We start from the raw sequence: 18274 nt of genomic DNA on the forward strand, positions 1-18274 counted from the left end.
CAGAACGCCGACGTGCTTCTTCATGCCCGTGAGCGTCATGTGGAACTTCCCGGCAAGGTCCGTGATCGAAGCATCGGCTCGTCCGAGCTGCTCCAGAACGCCACGCCGCGTGGCGTCCGAGAGCGCGGCGAACGAAGTATCGAGTCGGGTCGTCATATACTGAACCATATGGTTCAGTATAACGCAGGCGTTCGCGGCATGCAAGGGGTGGCCGCGAAGCACGATGCGTCCGACGATCTCAGCAGAGCGCGCGCATCCGTGACGACGACGTCCCTGCCGAACGGCCGCATCGTGACGGCCCTCTTTGCCGGCGCCCTGTTTCTCAGTGCGTTCCTGCTTTTCGTGCTCGAGCCGATGGTGGCCAAGAGCATCCTGCCCACGCTCGGCGGCACACCGATGGTGTGGAACACGCGCCTCCGTGGCACTGAGGTCGTGGACCTTGTCGAGGCCGAGGCGGCGCGCGATGACCGGTTCAAGTGGGCTCTCGGCAAGATTTGGATCGTTGCGAAGGGTTTGCCGCCCGATGTCGTGGAGCGCATTGTCATCGCTAGTGGCACTGCCATTCGGCCAGCTTAGTCCACGTAAGCGTGAATCTCGCGCTTGCTACCTAACGAACGTTGCAGCTGACAAGCGATCTAGTGGTTGCGCGTGGCTGCGCCACGCGCTCTTATTGACTCGCTTGCAGCTGAACTTTGGCGTTAGGTGGTCGCCACGACTTGCGTCGACCCCGTCAACGTCTCAGGTGCACCAAGCCGACTCTTTGAGTCCGTGTCGCAGGCCGCCTTGTTTAAGGGGAGAACTGCCTATGCGCTGCTTCCCACCGCTCGCCGGAGCCCTCCTGATCTTCCCGGGCGCGTCCGCTCTCGGTGCCCAGGCTTCGAAGGACACCGTGCCGGTCCATGTGGTCGAACGGATGCTCGATGCCTTCGATCAAGGTAATCAAGCGGCCCGAAGCCGCCTCTATGATTCGGTCTACTACTTTCAGGAGCTGATGGTTCCTCCGCCAGGAGATCCCAAACGCCCTACGGCCATGTCGGCGGATGAGCGCGCCCGTAAATGGCAAGGCCCCATCGCGGATAGCCGCGTCGACACACTCCCGCAGCGATCCCGCAAAGTGCTGCAGCGCATGGTCGTCGGCCGGTTCGTAGTCTATCACATCGCCGTGGTTTTCAAGCCACCTCACGAGGATAACAGCTTCGAGAAGCTGGAGGTCTATGAGGTGAAGAACGGAAAAATTGTTGCTGAGTACGATGGGCAACACACCAGCAGCGGCCGTGCCACAGCCGCGGCTGGTCCCTAGAAGTCACTGGAACGGCGCCACATAACCCGCGCATGCAGCCGACAGGCCGGAGGGGCGCGCAGGTCCGCTCGGCGGTAGGCTCCTAGAGCGCGCTGTGGAACAAGAGTTTGCGCGGGCGCGGGCTGGGGGGCCTGCAGCTGGTGCGCATTTCGTTAGGCGGCAGCAGGAGGATTCAACTCTATTATGGGTCAGAACGCCAGCGCCTTTGATTTCCTCCTTGGTGAATGGGACATCGCGATGCTCGTCATGCCTGAGGGGAGCACAGTCGGACGGCGCGCCAACTCCCAAGTACACTGGATCCTAGATGGCACCGCGCTCTTCGACGAACTCCGTCATGTCGACGAGTCAGGGCAGGTCAACTTCCGGGGCGCGAGCTTCCGAACCTACGTTCCCGACACTGGCGCGTGGTATGTCGTGTGGATGATGGCGACCGTTGAAGGCTACAGCGAGTTGCACGCTGAGGTCGTCGATGGGGAAGTCCGGACGAGTGGTCAGGGCAGAGATCCCGGCGGAGAGTTGATCGAGCAAGGGCGATACTATGACATCTCTGCGAATGGTTACTCGTTCACGCTCGACCGCTCGTACGACAAGGGCAAGACGTGGCTTCGTCCCTTCGTTTCGTATCGCGCAACTCGTCGCGCCGCAACGCAGTGACGCACTGCCGCGCTTCGCAGGAGGTAGCTCCCACGTTGGCAGCCGCCTAACCCGCGATGCAGCCGACAAGCGCGAGCAGGCGGACCGTCGAGGCAGGTGGTAGTTCGGTGTGGAGGTAAGGAACGTTAGTTAGTGCGTGCGCGAGCGAGTCGTTTGCAGCTGATTTGCAATCCGTTAGGCGGCAACCATCGGGCCTCGAGGACAGGACGTGGTAGAAAGGAGGGATCGGAAAGCACATGTTGAAGTTGATCATGAAGGGGGCTGATCGGCGGGCTGGTTCAACTCGCCCTGTTTGGCCTGGCCCTTGTCATTCCGGCAGGTCTCGTCTCCGGGGGCACGTGGTACTGGCGACGCGGGCTCAGCGCACCGGCCTCCAAGAAGCAGCCGGTGGCGGACCGGGTTGCTACGGGACTCCTGGTTCTATCGACGCTGGCCTGTTCGTATTTGTCCCCATCGACGTGTTTCATCTAGAACTGTTGCCCCCACCCTCTCTCGACGTATCGCTCCTAGGCGCGGCCCTGTCCCTGGTCGGCTTCGCCATCATCATGGCCGCGATTTACCAGAACTCGTACGCCATCCCGATAGTCGAAGACCAATCGGACCGCGCCCAAGTGCTGGTCGATACGGGTCTATACGTCCGCGTCCGCCACCCGTTCTACCTCGGATTGCTACTCTTCTATGCGGGCGTCGCCCTGTGGCTGGAGAGCTACGCGAGTCTATTGACGCTCTTCGTTGTCCTGCTTGCGTTGCTCGCCAGGATCCTCGTAGAAGAGACGACGTTGCGGAAGACGCTCCCGGATTACAGCATGTATGTGAAACGCGTGCCGTACCGTCTGGTTCCTCTTGTGTGGTAGCGGGCTGCCGCCTAACACGCGCATGCAGCCGACAAGCGCGTCCGAGTTGGGCTCAGTCCCCCCGCCACCTCCCGATGGCGGGCGGCGGAACAAAAGGTTGCTGCATGGATCCGGGCGCGTGTCCCTGCTCATATGACCGGTCGCATGGGCTCCAAGCCACGCGAAGCAGTCAGTACACTCCCAGTCGTGCTCAGGAACCCTGCGGCCGGATCACGGGCCGTTCCTCCACCACCATCCGGATGGCACCCGTCTCGGGCTGGATACCCGCACCCCTCCGCTCGGCCCAGACCTGGGTGAACTCGGCGCCAAAGAGCACGATCATCGACGAGTAGTAGATCCACACCAGCATCACCGCCAGCGATCCCGCCGCGCCGAACGCCTGACCCGGATTGCTCCGGCCCAGATAGAAACCGATAAGGAACTTGCCGATGGTGAAGAGCAGCGCGGTCACGATCGCGCCGGGCCAGATGTCCTTCCACTGTGCCTTGGCGTCGGGCAGCACCTTGAAGATGGTGGCGAAGAGGAGGGTGATCACCGCGAAGGAAACCGCGATGTTCAGCACCTGACCGATCGTCTCGCTGAGTCCGCCGGGAAGGGCCCCGCCCAGCGCGTTCCCCAGCACGGAGACCGCGGCGCTCACCACGAGCGACACCAGAAGTAGGAAGGCAACCCCGAGCACCATGCCGAAGGAGAAGACCCGCTTGAGCACAAAGCTCCTCAAGCCGCCCTGGGCCGGATCGGGCTTCACCTCCCAGGCGCGGTTGAGCGCCGCCTGCAGCTGGCCGAACGCGCCGGCAGCGCCGAGCAGCAGGGCTCCTAACCCCAAGACGGTGGCCAGAATTCCCTTCGATCCGGGCAGGTGTGCCTGTTTCAGGATGGTGGTCACCTGCTCCCGGCCGGCGGGACCCATGAGGCCCCCGATCTGGCCTTCCAGCGCGTTCTGCACGTCGTGCTGGTCGAGCACCGCGCCGAGCAGCAGGAGAATGAGCACCAGCAGCGGTGGGAGCGAGAAGATGGTGTAATAGGAGAGCGCCGCCGCCATGGTGGGACAGTCGTCCTCGTTGAAGCCTTGCACACTCTGCTTGAGCAGTCCGAACCCTTGGCGGATACCCATCGAAGGATCCTTCAGGCCGTCGAGCCGCGCTCGATCTCGGCGCGGAGCCGGAGCAGGGCATCCTCGGATGCCACCAGCTCGCCCCGGATGCCGTTGAGGCGTTGGAGCTGGCTTTCCACGAAGCGGCGGTACGGCGCGACCGCCTGGTTCACCCGCTCGGTGGATTGAGTGATCTCCAGGTGGACCTGGCCGCGCAGTCCGTCCCGAAGACGGGCGCGCAGCGCCTCGACCCGCACGCGGAAGTCGCGCTGGGCCTGGCGGCGCTTCCGGGGAATGAGATAGAACCCGCCGATCGCGAGCGCGGTCGCGAGCAGGATCCCGGTCACGTCCGCGGCGACTCCCGTGATGACGGTGGCCACCAGGGTGCCGATGCCCAGGGCGCTGGCCTCCGCCAAGGCGGTGGTCGCGAAGGTGCCCTGCACGTCGTTGGCGATGGCCCTGGCTTCCGCCTCCCGGTCATAGGTCCCGACTACCTCTCGTGCCACCCGGCCCACCGACTCGAGCAGCGCCTGGCGGTTGAAGGTGAACCCCGCGCCGACTTCGCCCACCATCTGCTCCCGGTGCCGGGCGATCCGGCCGCGATCGATGAACTCGTTCACGTCCTGCCATACCTTGAGGTTTCGCTCGACGATCCAGTCGATGATCCGGCCGACCTCCGCCTCCACCTGCTGAGGCGTATCGCCCACCACCTCGTGCTCGAAGGCACGGCGCACCGCCTCGCTGTCCATCAGGCTCCGGATCCGTCCGATGCGCACCGTCTCCTCGAAGAACCGGGTGCCGCGCCGCTCCATCTCGTTCAGCAGTAGATCGAGCCGGGCGAGCCGGGGCTCGAAGTCGCGTAGCATGTCCCGATGAAAGAGACCGAGCTGCTCGTCGATGCTCCGCAACGTCTCCACGTCAGCGGCGAGCAGCGTGAGGCGCTCGAAGGCCGCGTCCTTGTACCGGGCGGCGAGCCGGAGCGCCACGTTGAGCGGGTTGAGGAGCTTGAGCCGGATCCGCTCCTCCTGGTCGAGAGTGTGCAGGAGGTACTCCTCCACCGCCTCGAAACCGCTTCTCTCCCAGAGATCCCCCGCGCCGGCGCTCCGCGCCTCCATTGCCTGCCGGGCCGAAACGCAAAGGACCCGGGGCGCCTCGCCCAGGAGCTCGGCGGCGTGGGCCTGGACGTAGGCGGCCACCTCGTCGCGCTGGGCGGGCTGCTCCAGGATGTCGATCTTGTTGATCACGAACACAATCTTCTTGCCCCACTGGCGAACCTGCTCCAGGAAGGCGCGTTCGCTCTCGGTGAACGGGCGATCGGCCGAGGTGATGAAGAGCACCAGGTCGGCGCGGGGCACGTAGTCGCGGGTGAGCTCCTCGTGCCGGCGCACCACCGCGTTGGTGCCCGGCGTATCCACCACTGTGAGCTCGCGCAGGAGCTCCGCGGGGTAGGTGCGCTCCAGCAGGAACGCTTCCGCCAACCGCTCGCTCGGGGCGGATCCATAGCGCAGCAGGTTGATCCGGTCGGTGGTGGGGGTGACTCCCTCGGGCACCACCCGCTCCCCGAGGAGCGCGTTGATGAAGCTCGACTTGCCCGAATTGAACTCGCCGACGATGACCAAGAGGAAGAGCCCGGAGAGCTGCTCCCGGGCCTCCCGGAAACGCCGCAGGTCGTCAGCCGCGGCGTCGGGGCCAAACCGGTCAAGCGCGCCCGCGAGCCGCTCCAGCAGCTCCTGCTCGCGGGCGCGGAGATCCTGCTCCCGCTCGGACAGAATGCTCCGGCGGCGCAGCAGCTTCCCGATCACATCGTGTCCGGCTCGCGTTTCCCCTCCTGGCGGACGGCCTGCTTGGCCTCCTGCGCCACCCGGCTGGCCGACTCCTTCACCTGCTGGCCGACCGTCGCGGCGGCGTCCTTGAGGGAGCTCTTGAGCTCCGGCGCACGGGAGGCGGCCTCGTCCTTCACCGTCTGGGTGACGTCCCGTCCGGCTTCGATCGCCGCGTCCTTCACCTGCTCGGCCGTCTCCTGCACCCGATCGACCAGTTGGTCCCGCCGGGCACCCATGAGCTGCTGCTCCCGCCGGGTCTCCGGCAGCACCAGCCCCAAGGTGAGGCCGAGAATGGCGGCGCCCGCAACGAGCGCCAGCGGATTCTCCTCCATCATCTGTTCGAGACTCCCGCGGGCCCGCTCGCCCTGCTCCCGCACTCGCCGCTTGGCTGAGCTGCCGAGGTCATCGGCCCGCTCCTGGACCCTGTCCACCACCTCGGCGGCCCGGTCGGCCAGATCGCCGGCCCGCTCGCTGACCTCCGCTGCGGCCCCGCTCACCTTCTCCCGCACCCGGGCAGTCCGGTCGGCGATACGCCGCCCCAGGCTGGTCCGCCCGTCGGCTGCGCGCCGCTCGGGCCCGGTGTAAGCGAACCGCGCCATGCGGTCGCCGGACACTTCGCTCCGCGTTCTGAGGGTGAAGAGCCAGGTGACGCCGAGACCGACTGCGGCCACGGGGAGCGGGTTCTCCCGGACGAAGTCCACCAGGCGAGAGCCGGTCCGGCGCGCCTGGTAGCCGACGTTCGAGACCATATCCTGCGCCTTTTCCGCCATGGCGTCCTTGGCCTGCTGCTTCAGGTTCTCCGGGCTCAGCTTCTCGCCCAACGCGTCGATGTCGCGGCCCACCCGCGCCCGGGTGCGCTGGATCTCACGCTCGATCTCCTCTGGCGATTGATCGCCGCGCGGGACACCGGCCCTGCCGGAGACGTCCCGATCCTGGTACTCGCTCATTGCCGGTGCTCCTTCGCCAATTGGATGTCTTCCTTGATGCTCTCCACCGTTCGGCGGGGAGTGGGATCCGTCCGCTTGAGGTCGCGCAGTCCGCGCTGCAGCATCATGTAGCCGCCCGCCGCCAGTACCGCGCCCACCAGAAGCGCTGAGAGCCATGGCGCCATCCCCACCGGTCCAGCCAGGATGAGGATCAGCGCGGCCGTCAGCGCCAGCGCGGCCAGCAGCGCGACCGCTCCGCCGGCAGCGAGAGACACGAGATCTCGCGTCGCCCGGGTCAGCTTTTGCTGCATCTCGCTCTTGGCGAGCTGGACCTCCTGTCGCACCAGCAGCGCCATGTCCTGGGAGAGCTGCCCGAAGAGCTCACCGATAGAGCGCTCCTGGACCGAGCGATCGTGGCTAAGCTCCCGCATCATGGCCTCCCGCGGACTGCCGCCGCTCCGAGCTCTTGAAGAAGCGCGCCCCCAGGAGCCCGAGCGCGAACCCGACGCCGAGGACCACGGCGGGCTGACGCCGGGCCAGTCCTTCCAGGTCCTGGCGTACGGCGGCAAAGTCCCGATCCCGGAGGTAGCTCGAAGCGCGCTCGGCCTGCTCCGCCAGGGACTCGGCGAGATCCGCAACCCGGGCCTGGTTCTCGTCGCGCAGGTGCTCGCCGGTGCGCCGGAACGCCGTCGCGATCCCGCCGATCTGCTCGGCAGCCTGGAACCTGCTCTCCGTCAGGCTGGAGGTGGCCCGGTCTCGAGCTTGTCGGATCGAGCTCTTGGCCTGATCGACCACCTGGTTCTTTACCTGCCGCATCTGGGCGCGCGCCTTCCCGCTGCCGCCTTCCCCAACCTCAGGAAAGACATCCCGCTCCTCTGCGCCGGTGGCGGCAGGGAAGGTTGTCGTGGGTTCCGGTCCAAAGTCCGCATCAATCGGCGCACGACCGGACGGGACATCTGGCATGGTCATGGTTTTCGCTCCTTTCCAAGGGCTCTGTCCTGCTTTGCTCGCGGGCGTGTCGCCGACGGTGACAGGCGCAGCGCTGGTCAATGGCCTCACGGCGATGACGGTCAGGCGGCTGGGAGAGAGGACATTCACCGCCCCAACCGAGGGCCTCAGGATGGCGTCAGGGAACCGCACATGCGGTGTGCCGGATCACGCAGTCGGAGTGGTCCCGCGTGGCTTTCGGAGGAGGAGGATCGCCGGGGAGACCACGACGAAGGTGATGAGGAGCAGTCGCCAGGCGTCGTTGTAGCTCAGCATCGAGGCCTGCCGCTGGACTTCCTGGTCCAGCAGGGCCAACGCGCCGTGTTGGGCCGCCACCGGGCCATAGCCCCGGGAGGCCAGACGAGCCGTCAGCAGCCGCACCCGTTCGTCCACCAGGGCGTTGCCGGCGTACACGTTGGTCAGCAGGTCGACCCGGTGGAATTGGGCGCGCACCGTCACGTAGGTGGCCAGGATGGCGATGCCGAACGACCCACCCAGCTGGCGCGCCAGGTTGATCAGACCGGACGCCTGCTGCGCCTCGCTGGGCTGGAGGCTGGCGTAGGCCACGTTGTTGATCGGGGTGAAGAGAAAGCCCAGTCCGGCACCGCGAACGATCAGGGCCAGCCGCACGTCGGGCTCGCCCGCGTCGGTGGTGAGGTGGCCGAGCCGCCACATCGCCACCACGAAGATGGCCACCCCCAGCGCGATCAGGGCCCGAGGGTCCACCATCGGCCTCCGGCCGTTGAGCAGCCGGCCGCAGACCATGGCCGTGGCGGCGGTGGCCAGGCCGCCCGGCAGCAGCGCGAGCCCGGTCTCCGTCGGGGTGAAGTGCAGCAGATTCTGGGTGAACAGCGGGAAGATGAATACCCCGCCGTAGAGGCCGAACCCCAGCGCCACGAACAGGAAGATGGAGGCCGCCAGCTCCCGGTTCTTGAGCACCCGGAAGTCCACCACCGGATGCCGGTTCTTCGGGGAGAGCTCCCACCAGAGCATCGTGCTCAGGCACAGACCCGCGACGATGGCCAGCCGGGTGATGGTCCTGTCGGCGAACCAATCGTCCTGGTTGCCCTCCTCGAGCACATACTGGAGCGAGCCCAGGCCAACGGTGAGGAGACTGATGCCGAACCAGTCCACCGTACCCCCGCGCCGCCTCTGCCCGGGCGGGTCGTGGAGGAACGTGCTCACCAGGAAGATGGAGACCATGGCGATGGGGATGTTGATGAAGAAGCACCAGTTCCAGGTGTAGTTGTCGGTGATCCATCCTCCCAGGGTCGGCCCCAGCGTCGGGGCCACGATGATGCCGAGCAGAAAGATGGCCTGGACCATCCCCTGCTCTTCCCGGGGAAAGATCTGCCGGATCGTGGCCTGCGCGGTGGAAAGGAGCGCCGCACCCCCCGCGCCCTGCAGCACCCGCCATACGACCAGCTCCACCAGGCTGTGAGAGGTGCCGCAGAGGAACGAGGCGATGGCGAACAGGATGATCGAGGCCACCAGATACCGACGCCGCCCGAAGGTCTCGGTGAAGAACGCCGTCATCGGAAGGACGACGACGTTGGAGAGGATATACCCAGTGGCCACCCAGCCGATCTCCTGCTGGGTGGCGCCCAGATTGCCGGCCATCTGGGGCAGCGCGACGTTGATGATGGTGGTGTCGAGCACCTCCATGATCGCGGCGGTGATCAGGCCCACCAGGATGAGCCAGCGGTGGGGGTACACGTACCCGGCCGAGGGGGACGCGGCCGCGGGGCGGGCCGCGGCGGTGCTGGTGGTGGTCATGCCCGAATCCTGGGCCCCTCGTGGACGCGCGCAAGGGCGGCCCGCACACTCTCGCTGTTATACTTTGACCGCGGTCCTTCCAGCCATCCCGAGAGGCATGACCTTTCCGATCGAGCACCTCCTGCGGCAGACCCCGCCCCGGGGCTCCCGCTTCGGACTCGCCGCGGCCGCCGGGGGGCCGGGGACAGTCCGGGCGGCGCTGCTGGTGCTGCAGGCGTCCGCGGTGGCCGTGGTGCTGGCGGCGCTGCCGTACCCGCTGTTCGAGCTGGATCGCTACACCATACCCAAGGAGCTGATCCTGGAGGCTGCCGCCCTGGCTGCCGGGCTGTTGTGCCTGGCCGGGGCGCGCCGGCTCACGGTGCTGGCGGTCGACCTCCTGCTCGGCGGATTTCTGTTGCTCTCGGTGCTCTCCACGCTCTTCGCCGCCAACGGGTGGCTGGCGTGGCGCGCCCTGGGTGTGAGCCTTGCCGGAGCGACGCTCTTCTGGTGCGCGCGCAGCGTTGCGCGGGCGGGATCGGGCGCGCCGCTGCTCCGTGGACTCGCGGCCGCGGTCGTCCTGGGGGCTCTCACCGGCCTGGCCCAGGCGTACGGGGTGGTCAACACCAGTCTCGCCAGCCTGAACCGAGCACCCGGCGGAACCTTCGGGAACCGCAACTTCATGGCGCACCTGGTGACGGTCGGGTTTCCGGTGCTGCTCCTGGTGACCGTCGAGGCGCGAAGCCGGTGGCGGTTCGTGCTCGGATCGATGGGGGTGGGGGTGGCGGCGGCGGCGCTGGTGCTCTCGCGGTCCCGGGGCGCCTGGGTCGGCGCCGGCGTGTCCGGCGTCTTCCTGGCAGTGGAGGGACTCTGGATGGGGCGTCTGCTGGTGGAGGAGCGGCTTCGCCGGCGGACGGTGCGGCTCGCGTCGGCCGCGGTGGCCGGGCTGGTGCTGGCCCTGATGATCCCCAACCGGCTCAACTGGCGCTCCGACTCCCCCTACCTCGACTCGCTCACCGGTGTGGCCAACTACCGGGAGGGCAGCGGCCGGGGCCGTCTGATCCAGTACGGCAACACGCTCCGGATGGCGGCGGGTCATCCACTGCTCGGCGTGGGCCCCGGTAACTGGCCGGTCTTCTATCCCAAGTACATGTCCCGCGGGGACCCGTCGTTCGACGGGAACGACATCATCCCCACCAATCCGTGGCCCAGCAGCGACTGGATGGCCCTGGTGGCCGAGCGCGGGTTCCTGGCGTTCCTGCTGCTCGCGCTGGTCGGCGGCTCGGTGGCCGCGGGCGCGTGGGCCCGGGTACGCCGGGTTTCGCCCTCCAGACCCGCCCTCAGTGACCTGACCATCGTGGCGACGCTCCTGGCCATCGCCGTGGTCGGCGCCTTCGACGCTGTCATCCTGCTGCCGGTTCCCACGCTCTTCGCCTGGATCATCATCGGCGCGCTCGCCTCCTCGGCGCGGTCGGTCCGCGAGGTCGTACTCACCAGCCGCTCGCGACGCGCGCTGATGATCGGCGGCGGGGTGATCGGTGCCCTCTTCGTGTGCCGGAGCGCCGCGCAGGTGGGGGCGATGGCGCTCTACAGCGGCGGGAAGCGCGACGCCATGGAGCTGGCGTCGCGGATGGATCCGGGCAGCTATCGGATCCAGATGCTCCTGGGGAAAGCCTGGCTGGAGCGGGGCCGGTGCGACCAGGCGCGACCGCACGCCCAGGCCGCGCGCGATCTGTTCCCCAACAACCCCTCCCCGGCACGCGTGCTTCGCGCCTGTGGAGTTGCACGCAAGCGCAAATAGCGCGGGCCTGTGTCGGTCGTCACCGCATCGGCATCCGACGCGGGCCATATAAACGACGAACTATGGCCCACACGGAGGAGCCCATGAGGACACCGATCGCCGCTGGTTTGCTGCTATCCGTGCTCGCCGTCACCGGCTGCCACAAAGCCGTCCAGATCAACCCCTCAGCCCAGCCCGTGGGTAACCGCTGGAACGCCACGCTCTCGACGCCGGCTGGCCTGAGCGGCGCGATCCAGGTGACCGGGTCCGGCTGGATGGCGGCCAACGAGAAGGACCCGGCTACGACCCACGCCCACGTGGAGATCGCCAACGCGGCGCCCGGCGGGATCCATCCGTGGCACGTGCACCGGGGACAGTGCGGGACCGATCAGGGGATCGTGGGTCCGCCGGACACCTACAAGCCACTCAAGGTGGGTGGCGACGGGAAGGCGAAGGACGACGTGGTGCTCGCGATGCCGGTACCGAAGGAAGGCGACTACTTCATAAACGTGCACGCGTCCGCGGCGAACATGAATACCATCGTGGCCTGCGGCAACCTGGCGCCTCCGTCGCAGTGAGGATGTTCGTGTAGCAGTGAGGCCGTTCGCCTAGGAGGTAGGCGTCGGGTCGGCGGCTCCAGTGGCCACCGGAGTGTCCCGCCGGCCACCCCACTCGGTCCAGGCGCCGTCATAGAGCGTCGCGCGCTCATGGCCGAGCAGGTGCAGCGCGTGGATCAGGGCACACGCACTGGTGCCCGAGCCGCAGGTGGCCACCACCGGCCGGGTCAGGTCGATTCCGGCAGCCAGGATGCGCTGCCGGAGCTGAGCCGGCGGCAGCAGCGTTCCATCCGGCCCCACCAATTCGGCCACCGGAAGGCTGCGGCTCCCGGGGATATGTCCCCCGCGGAGACCGGGCCTAGGCTCCGGCTCGGTGCCGGCGAACCGGCCGGCCGACCGCATATCGGCGATCTGTATCATTCCCCGGCCCAGAGCGGAGCGCACCGCCGCCAGATCCAGAACCACGTCGGGATTCAGCCGGGCCGTGAACTGGCCCGGTGCCAGTGGGGGCGCTGCCCCTCGCTCCAGGGGCCGCCCTTCCCGGCGCCACTTTCCGCTGCCCCCGTCCAGCAGCGCCACCCGAGGGTGACCGAACGCGCGAAACATCCACCAGGCCCGCGCCGCGCTGAGGTTGATGCCGGAGCCGTCGTAGACGATCAGATCGTCCTCATCGCTCAATCCGAGCGATGCCATCCGCCGGGCAAACGCGTCCGCGTCCGGCAGCATGTGGGGCAGCGGGCTCGCCTGATCGCTGGAGGCATCGAGATCGAAGAAGGCCGCGCCGGGCAGGTGTCCTTCCAGATACTCGGCGGCGGCGTCCCGACCGCTGGTCGGCAGATAACAGGACGCATCCACCAGGCGAAGGCGGTCCGCTCCGAGATGTTCCGCGAGCCACTCGGTCGTCACCAGCGCTGGCAAGGTCCGACTCATGGGATGAGCAGCAGCTTGCCCATGGTGCGCCGGCTTTCCAGCTCGCGGTGCGCGGTCTGGGCTTCGGTCAGGGGGAATTCGCGGCCGATGTGCACCGCGAGGGTCCCGTCGGCCACCCCGCCCAGGACTTCGGACGAGCGCTCCAGCAGCTCGGCACGGCTGGTGATGTAGTGACCCAGAGTGGGGCGGGTGAGGAACAGCGAGCCTTTCTGGCTGAGCAGCCTCGGATCGAACGGTTCCACTGGTCCACTCGACTGTCCCATGAGCACCATCATGCCCCGGCGCGCCAGACAGTCGAGTCCCTTCATGAAGGTAGTCCGGCCCACCGAGTCGTAGATGACCTGCACGCCGGCGCCGCCGGTGATTCGCTGCAGCTCCGCCTGGAAATCGGTCTGGGTATACAGAATGACCTCGTCCGCACCTGCCTCGCGGGCGAGCTGCGCCTTCTCCGCGGTGGAGACCGTGCCAATCACGCGGGCACCTCGGTGCTTCGCCATCTGACAGAGGAGCAGTCCCAGCCCGCCCGCGGCGGCGTGGACCAGACACGTGGCGCCCTGGCCGAGCGGGTAGGTCGAGGACACCAGGTACTGGGCGGTCATTCCCTGGAGCATGACCGCCGCCCCGACGCGGGTGCTGACCCCCTCAGGGAGTGGCACCAGCCGGTCGGCAGCGACGAGGGTGTACTCGGCGTAGGCGCCGGTCGCATCGGTGGTGGCGACCCGGTCGCCGGTCTTGACTGCGCTCACCCCCGGGCCGATCGCCGTCACCGTGCCAGCGACCTCCGAGCCAAGGATGAACGGCAGGTCGCGTGGGTAGAGGCCGGTCCGGTGGTAGACATCGATGAAGTTCACACCCACGGCACCGACCTGAACGAGGACCTGCCCGGGTCCGGGCGAGGGCACCGGCAGGTCATCAACGCGGAGGGCTTCCGGGCCCCCGGTAGAGTGTACGCGAACCGCTTTCACCGATGCTCCTCAGTTGAGGATCGGATAATCTGGCAAGGAAAGGGGGGAGAGCGCCACGCGCTCTCCCCCCGGACATTCCGGAGCCGACGCGCTCAAACGCCGACCAGCCGGCGCTCCGGCCCCGCGTAGCTGGCGTCGCTCCGGATGCGGCGCTCGCGGCTTGCGGGCATGGGGGTGGCATCGCCATAGACGGCGCTACCCAGGTTGGCGGGACCTGCCCCGGCGGCGCTGCCGACGTCCGCCTCCCAGGCGGCGAAGCGCCGGCCGCGAGACGGGCCGAAATCGACCTCATGCCGCTGGAGGATGGCCAGCGCATCGCCGGTGCGCGAGCCCGCGTCGACCGTGATCAGCGTGCCTCCCGAGCGGAGACCCTGGTCGAAGTGCCTGGCATCTTCCTCGGGCACGCCAAGCCCGAGGAGCGCGCCGATGATACCACCGGCCGCCGCGCCCAGGCCCGCGCCGGTCAAGGTCGAGGCGAGCACGCCCCCGACGATGATCGGACCGACGCCGGGCACCAGCAGCGAGCCCAGCAACCCGATCAGCCCACCCACGACCCCGCCGCTTACCGCCCCCTTGGCGGCCCCTTCGGCGGCGTTGCTGCTGGTGGTATCCATGAGCTCCGTCTGCTCACTCTTGTCCTGCATGGCGACACCGATCTGCTCGTCCCTGAAGCCCGCCGTCTTGAGGTCACGGATGGCGGCCTCGGCGTGATGTCGGTTATTGAAGAGGCCGACGACCGTGCGCCCGGTGGTGCCTTCATGGGTCGTGGCGTCCTCGTCGCTCTGTCGCGTCATAGGTCCAATCCCTCGAAATGCTATGGTGTCATGTATGGTCAGGCGGCGCAACGGGACGCGTTTGCCATGAGTTCTCAAGCCGAAGGGGGAACCTAACGGTCCATGCGGGGGGTGTGGGTGACGACGCTCACATCCACGCGACCTTGTCCGAGGGGAGCTACCTCAAGACGCCGTGAATCGGCTGCGGATCCGAACCGACCCGCACCCTCGTACCGGCCGCCTGATCCCACCCCAGATTTCCTGAAGGGGCGTCGTCCGCGGGGGCACGCCCGCGCCGGGTGTACTGATCGAAGAAGGCGTGGGCGTGTTCCAGGTCGGCGGGATGGAAGTATCGCGGGCCCAGGCCGGCGCACCCGGCCAGGGCGATCTCGAACAGATCGGCGGCGGTGCGGGCCAGGGCGCTGTCGCGCAGGCCGAGTCGGCCGGCCCGCTCGAGCAGTCCAGCATCGGGGGAGCCGAGCAGATCCCGAGCGGCACGTGACGCTGCCGGATCGTAGGTGATTCCCACCGCGAGCGCGATCGGCGCCGCGTACCACCGAGGGTCCACGGCGTCGGGAGAGCGCACCTCGAGGTGACCGCGGGGCCGCACCTCGGGGAACAAGGTGCTCAGGTGATCGTGCCACTCCACCGCCGTCGGCGCCGCGCGGCCCAGCCACTCTCCGAAGCTTCGGTGCCCGCCTTCGACCTCTGGAAGCAGCATGGCGGGCGCCGCGAGAGCGAAATCGAGATACCGATCCAGCGGCCGCTCCACGTCGCAGGGCAGTCCGGTGCGCGACGGGTCCAGCGTGCGCCACACCTGCGCCCGCGTGCTCCGGAACCCTGTCGACCTGCCCGCGTACACCGGCGAATTGGCGAAGCTGGCCACCATGCACGGTGCGGCGGCATTGAGCAGGTGCCAGCGGAGCCACGGCTCATCGTCGACGTCGAGACTCATCTGGAAGGAGGCGGTCTGCCGCATCATGCGGGCCCCCGACTCCCCCCGCCGGGCCAGGTAATCGGCCATCGTGCCGTAGCGCTTGCCGCCGAGCAGAAGAGGCGCCTCGCCTACGGAGTTGAAGGGATCGATGCCCACCGACAACAGCGTGATGCCTTCCCCCAGAGCCGCCTGGCAGAGCGGGAAGACCACCGACCGGAGCAGCCCGAGCAGCTCGCTGGCCGTGGCACAGGGTGGTGAGCTGTATTCGATCTGCCCACCCGGCTCGAACGTCACCGAGCCACCGGCGGCGAGGCGAAAGCACGGCGCCCCTTTGGGAGTGCGACTCTCTCGCCATCCGTGATGAGCACCGAACCGGCGCAGGAACGGAAGGGTGGAAACGAGGCCGTCGGCCTCGATGGGACATCGCCGCCCGGTGCTGGTCTCCACCGGGATGAGCTCCGCCTCCGCGCCGATCCTGCGAGGCGACAGGCAGGCGCCGACCGGCGCCCCGAATGCGTGCTCGGCCAGGTCGACCGCGAGACCGGCGCGGGTAAGTCCGGTCATGCCGCCGCGCCCACCACCAGCGCGAAGAGCGCGTCCGGATCGGTGCGCCAGGATTCGACTCTCAGGCCCGCGGCCATGAAGAGCTGGGTCACGCTCGCCCGGTCGTGCTTGGCGCTGATCTCGGTGCGGATCGACTCCCCCGCCGCGAACCGGACGATTCCCAGTCCAGGGATGAGGACGCGCTGGGGACGGAGCGACACCAGGTGCATCTCGATCCGGTCGGTGGTCGAGTCATAGAATGCCCGGTGGGCAAAGGCAGACGGATCGAAGTCGGCGCCCAGCTCGTGGTTCAGCACCCGCAGCATGTTCCGGTTGAACTCCGCCGTGACGCCCTGGCTGTCGTTGTAGGCCGCTTCGATCCGGGCCACGTCCTTCCGCAGGTCGACCCCCATCAGGAACCGATCGCCCGGCTCCATGCCGATCCGCACCCGGTGCACCAGCTTGATGGCGGCGGCGGGATAGAAGTTGCCGATAGTGCCGCCGAGGAAGGCGAAGAGCGCCGGACGGGGAAAGTGCCGCGGCAGATCGAAATCCCCCGAGATGTCGGCGACCGCCGGCTCCACGGCCAACCCAGGGTACTCGCGGCGGAGCCGGGCCGCGGTGAGACTGAGAAAGGTGGCGCTCACGTCGATGGGCACGTACAAACCGGCGAAGCCGGTCGACCGCATCGCGCTCAGGATGATCCGGGTCTTCTCGGCGCTGCCGGCACCCAGCTCGATCAGGGTCCGCGAATCGAGCTGCGCCATGAGCTCGGGCATCCAGTCCTCCAGCAGCCCCCGCTCCGTCCGGGTTTGATAGTACTCCGGCAATCGGGTGATCTCCTCGAACAGCTCCGACCCGCGGTGATCGTAGAAATACTTGGGCGGCAGCTCCTTCTGCGGCCCCGAGAGGCCGGCGGCCACTTCGGCGAGCATGCGGGGATTCTCGACCCGAACGGCCGCGCTGGCCCCGCGGTCCAACAGTGGGCTAGTCATCGCGTGCGCACCTGAAGCCGCTGAAGATCTGGCGGCGGATGGGGTAGTCCCAGTTGCGGAAAGTGTTGCGTACCGCGCCCGGGCGGGTGGCCCACGAGCCCCCGCGAAGGACCTTGTACTCGGATCCGAAAAAGACCTCGGAATATTCCCGGTAGGGAAAGCTCTGGAAGCCCGGCCACGGCAGGAAATCGCTCGCGGTCCACTCCCAGACGTCCCCGATCATGCCCCGGCAACCCAGCGGCGAAACGTTGCGCGGGTAGGAGCCGACGGGAGCCGTGCCGAAGGTGAGCTGGTCGACGTTGGCCAGTGTGCGATCGGCCGGCTGGTCGCCCCAGGGATAGGTTCGCTTGGTGCCGGCGACGGGGTCCCACGACGCGGCGGTCTCCCACTCCACTTCGGTCGGCAGCCGCTTTCCCGCGAACCGGGCGAACGCCTCGGCCTCGTGGTAGGAGACGTGGCAGACCGGATGCCGGGGATCGACCGGGCCCGACTGGTCCATGGTGCGGGTGACCCAACCGCTGTCGGTCAGCGACCAGTACTTGGGCGCGGTAACTCCCGACTCGGTGCGCCAGGTCCAGCCGGGCCCGGACCAGTACTCCGGAGTCTCGTAGCCGCCCGCGGCTATGAAGACGAGGAAGTCGCGATTGGTGACCGGGTCAACGTCGATCCAGAACGGCGCCACGTCCACGCGGTGGCGCCCGCGCTCGTTGTCGTAGGCCACGGACCGGTCATCGGTCCCGATCTCGACGCTGCCTCCGGGAAAACGGACCATGCGGCCCGGGGCACGACTTTCAGCGGTTGCAGGCGGGAGGTCCCAGCGCACCAGCGGCCGGTACGGCACGCCCTGCTTGAGCTGGAGGGTCTGCAGGATGGTCTCGTCGTGTTGATACTCGTGCTGCAACACCATCCGGTAGACGAACCCATCCCGGAGGAGCGGCTCGGCACCTTCGAGCTCGACCGAAGCGAGACGGGCCAGCACCCGCCCCCGGATCTCGTCCATGACCTCGCGGCAGCGGCGAAAGCCGGGCAGTGCCAGCCCGCCCCGGGTGCTCCGCGGATGCTCGAAGGGATTGTACAGCCCGGGCATCTCGACGAACTCGATGGGCCCGTCGAGGTTGCGGGTGAGCCACAGCTCCTCGAAATGGGCCATGTGGCCCAGGTCCCAGAGGATGGGGCTCATCAGGGGATCGTGCTGGCGGCGGAGATCGCCGTCGGTGAGCGGGGCAACCAGCAGGAGCGTGCGCTCGCGGGCCTCCAGCAGCTCGCCGGCGATGGTCCTCGGATCTATGCCCTTGGGGGCGACGGTGACCGTCATCGGCGGCTCCTCACCGATCAATGTTCAAGCGCTCACAACAGGTTGTCGATCCAATTATTGTCGCGCCGATGGTTCCAACCCTGTGTCCGG

Annotated in this window: 18 protein-coding genes; 6 read left to right on the forward strand and 12 right to left on the reverse strand. The window is 67.8% G+C overall.

Features of this window, described 5'->3' with window-relative positions:
- From VHR41_01210 to VHR41_01225, 4 genes are all read left to right on the forward strand, one after another.
- The coding region (locus VHR41_01210) for a hypothetical protein (GenBank protein ID HEX3232783.1) at window positions 1-576 on the forward strand (576 nt) is incomplete at its 5' end.
- A 229-nt stretch (window positions 577-805) separates the two neighbouring features.
- Window positions 806-1300 (forward strand): hypothetical protein, encoded by a 495-nt coding sequence (locus tag VHR41_01215; protein ID HEX3232784.1) that lies wholly within the window; start codon window positions 806-808, stop codon window positions 1298-1300.
- Window positions 1301-1483: 183 nt separating this feature from the next.
- On the forward strand, window positions 1484-1954 hold the full coding sequence (locus VHR41_01220) for a hypothetical protein (protein ID HEX3232785.1): 471 nt from the start codon (window positions 1484-1486) through the stop codon (window positions 1952-1954).
- 338 nt (window positions 1955-2292) lie between these two features.
- Window positions 2293-2808: an isoprenylcysteine carboxylmethyltransferase family protein gene (locus tag VHR41_01225; protein HEX3232786.1), complete on the forward strand. Its 516-nt coding sequence runs from the start codon at window positions 2293-2295 to the stop codon at window positions 2806-2808.
- 190 nt (window positions 2809-2998) lie between these two features.
- On the opposite strand, the gene VHR41_01230 is transcribed toward VHR41_01225, so the two are convergent.
- The 6 genes from VHR41_01230 to VHR41_01255 form a co-directional block, all read right to left on the reverse strand.
- Entirely contained in the window at window positions 2999-3922 is a 924-nt protein-coding gene (locus VHR41_01230) for a YihY/virulence factor BrkB family protein (GenBank protein HEX3232787.1), read from the reverse strand.
- Window positions 3923-3933: 11 nt separating this feature from the next.
- Window positions 3934-5703 carry a dynamin family protein gene (locus tag VHR41_01235; protein ID HEX3232788.1) on the reverse strand — a complete coding sequence of 590 codons (1770 nt, stop codon included), beginning with the start codon at window positions 5701-5703 and terminating at the stop codon, window positions 3934-3936.
- Window positions 5700-6671: a DUF3618 domain-containing protein gene (locus VHR41_01240; protein HEX3232789.1), complete on the reverse strand. Its 972-nt coding sequence runs from the start codon at window positions 6669-6671 to the stop codon at window positions 5700-5702. Before VHR41_01240 ends, VHR41_01235 begins: the two co-directional genes overlap by 4 nt.
- A complete protein-coding gene (locus tag VHR41_01245) occupies window positions 6668-7084 on the reverse strand; it encodes a phage holin family protein (protein HEX3232790.1) in 417 nt (138 codons plus the stop codon). The genes VHR41_01240 and VHR41_01245 overlap by 4 nt, the downstream gene beginning before the upstream one ends.
- The gene (locus VHR41_01250; GenBank protein HEX3232791.1) at window positions 7068-7619 is read right to left on the reverse strand and encodes a hypothetical protein; all 552 of its coding nucleotides are present in this window, start codon (window positions 7617-7619) and stop codon (window positions 7068-7070) included. Before VHR41_01250 ends, VHR41_01245 begins: the two co-directional genes overlap by 17 nt.
- Before the next feature lie 186 nt (window positions 7620-7805).
- Complete coding sequence (locus VHR41_01255) at window positions 7806-9413, reverse strand: DHA2 family efflux MFS transporter permease subunit (protein ID HEX3232792.1); 1608 nt, start codon at window positions 9411-9413, stop codon at window positions 7806-7808.
- A gap of 97 nt (window positions 9414-9510) precedes the next feature.
- Between VHR41_01255 and VHR41_01260 the strand changes: the two genes are divergently transcribed.
- Complete coding sequence (locus VHR41_01260) at window positions 9511-11190, forward strand: O-antigen ligase family protein (GenBank protein HEX3232793.1); 1680 nt, start codon at window positions 9511-9513, stop codon at window positions 11188-11190.
- Between the two features lie 83 nt (window positions 11191-11273).
- Entirely contained in the window at window positions 11274-11747 is a 474-nt protein-coding gene (locus VHR41_01265; protein HEX3232794.1) for a hypothetical protein, read from the forward strand.
- Between the two features lie 30 nt (window positions 11748-11777).
- Here VHR41_01265 and sseA read toward each other — a convergent pair whose 3' ends face one another.
- The 6 genes from sseA to egtB form a co-directional block, all read right to left on the reverse strand.
- On the reverse strand, window positions 11778-12644 hold the full coding sequence (gene sseA, locus VHR41_01270; GenBank protein HEX3232795.1) for a 3-mercaptopyruvate sulfurtransferase: 867 nt from the start codon (window positions 12642-12644) through the stop codon (window positions 11778-11780).
- Between the two features lie 8 nt (window positions 12645-12652).
- Window positions 12653-13621, reverse strand: a complete 969-nt coding sequence (locus VHR41_01275; protein ID HEX3232796.1) for a quinone oxidoreductase — start codon at window positions 13619-13621, stop codon at window positions 12653-12655.
- 92 nt (window positions 13622-13713) lie between these two features.
- Complete coding sequence (locus VHR41_01280; GenBank protein HEX3232797.1) at window positions 13714-14415, reverse strand: general stress protein; 702 nt, start codon at window positions 14413-14415, stop codon at window positions 13714-13716.
- A gap of 157 nt (window positions 14416-14572) precedes the next feature.
- Window positions 14573-15895 carry a glutamate-cysteine ligase family protein gene (locus tag VHR41_01285; protein HEX3232798.1) on the reverse strand — a complete coding sequence of 441 codons (1323 nt, stop codon included), beginning with the start codon at window positions 15893-15895 and terminating at the stop codon, window positions 14573-14575.
- Window positions 15892-16869, reverse strand: a complete 978-nt coding sequence (gene egtD, locus VHR41_01290) for an L-histidine N(alpha)-methyltransferase (protein HEX3232799.1) — start codon at window positions 16867-16869, stop codon at window positions 15892-15894. Before egtD ends, VHR41_01285 begins: the two co-directional genes overlap by 4 nt.
- Window positions 16862-18184 (reverse strand): ergothioneine biosynthesis protein EgtB, encoded by a 1323-nt coding sequence (gene egtB / locus VHR41_01295; protein HEX3232800.1) that lies wholly within the window; start codon window positions 18182-18184, stop codon window positions 16862-16864. Before egtB ends, egtD begins: the two co-directional genes overlap by 8 nt.
- Window positions 18185-18274 lie beyond the last annotated feature (90 nt).

Source organism: Gemmatimonadales bacterium (assembly GCA_036265815.1).
Classification (GTDB): domain Bacteria; phylum Gemmatimonadota; class Gemmatimonadetes; order Gemmatimonadales; family GWC2-71-9; genus CAVVWJ01.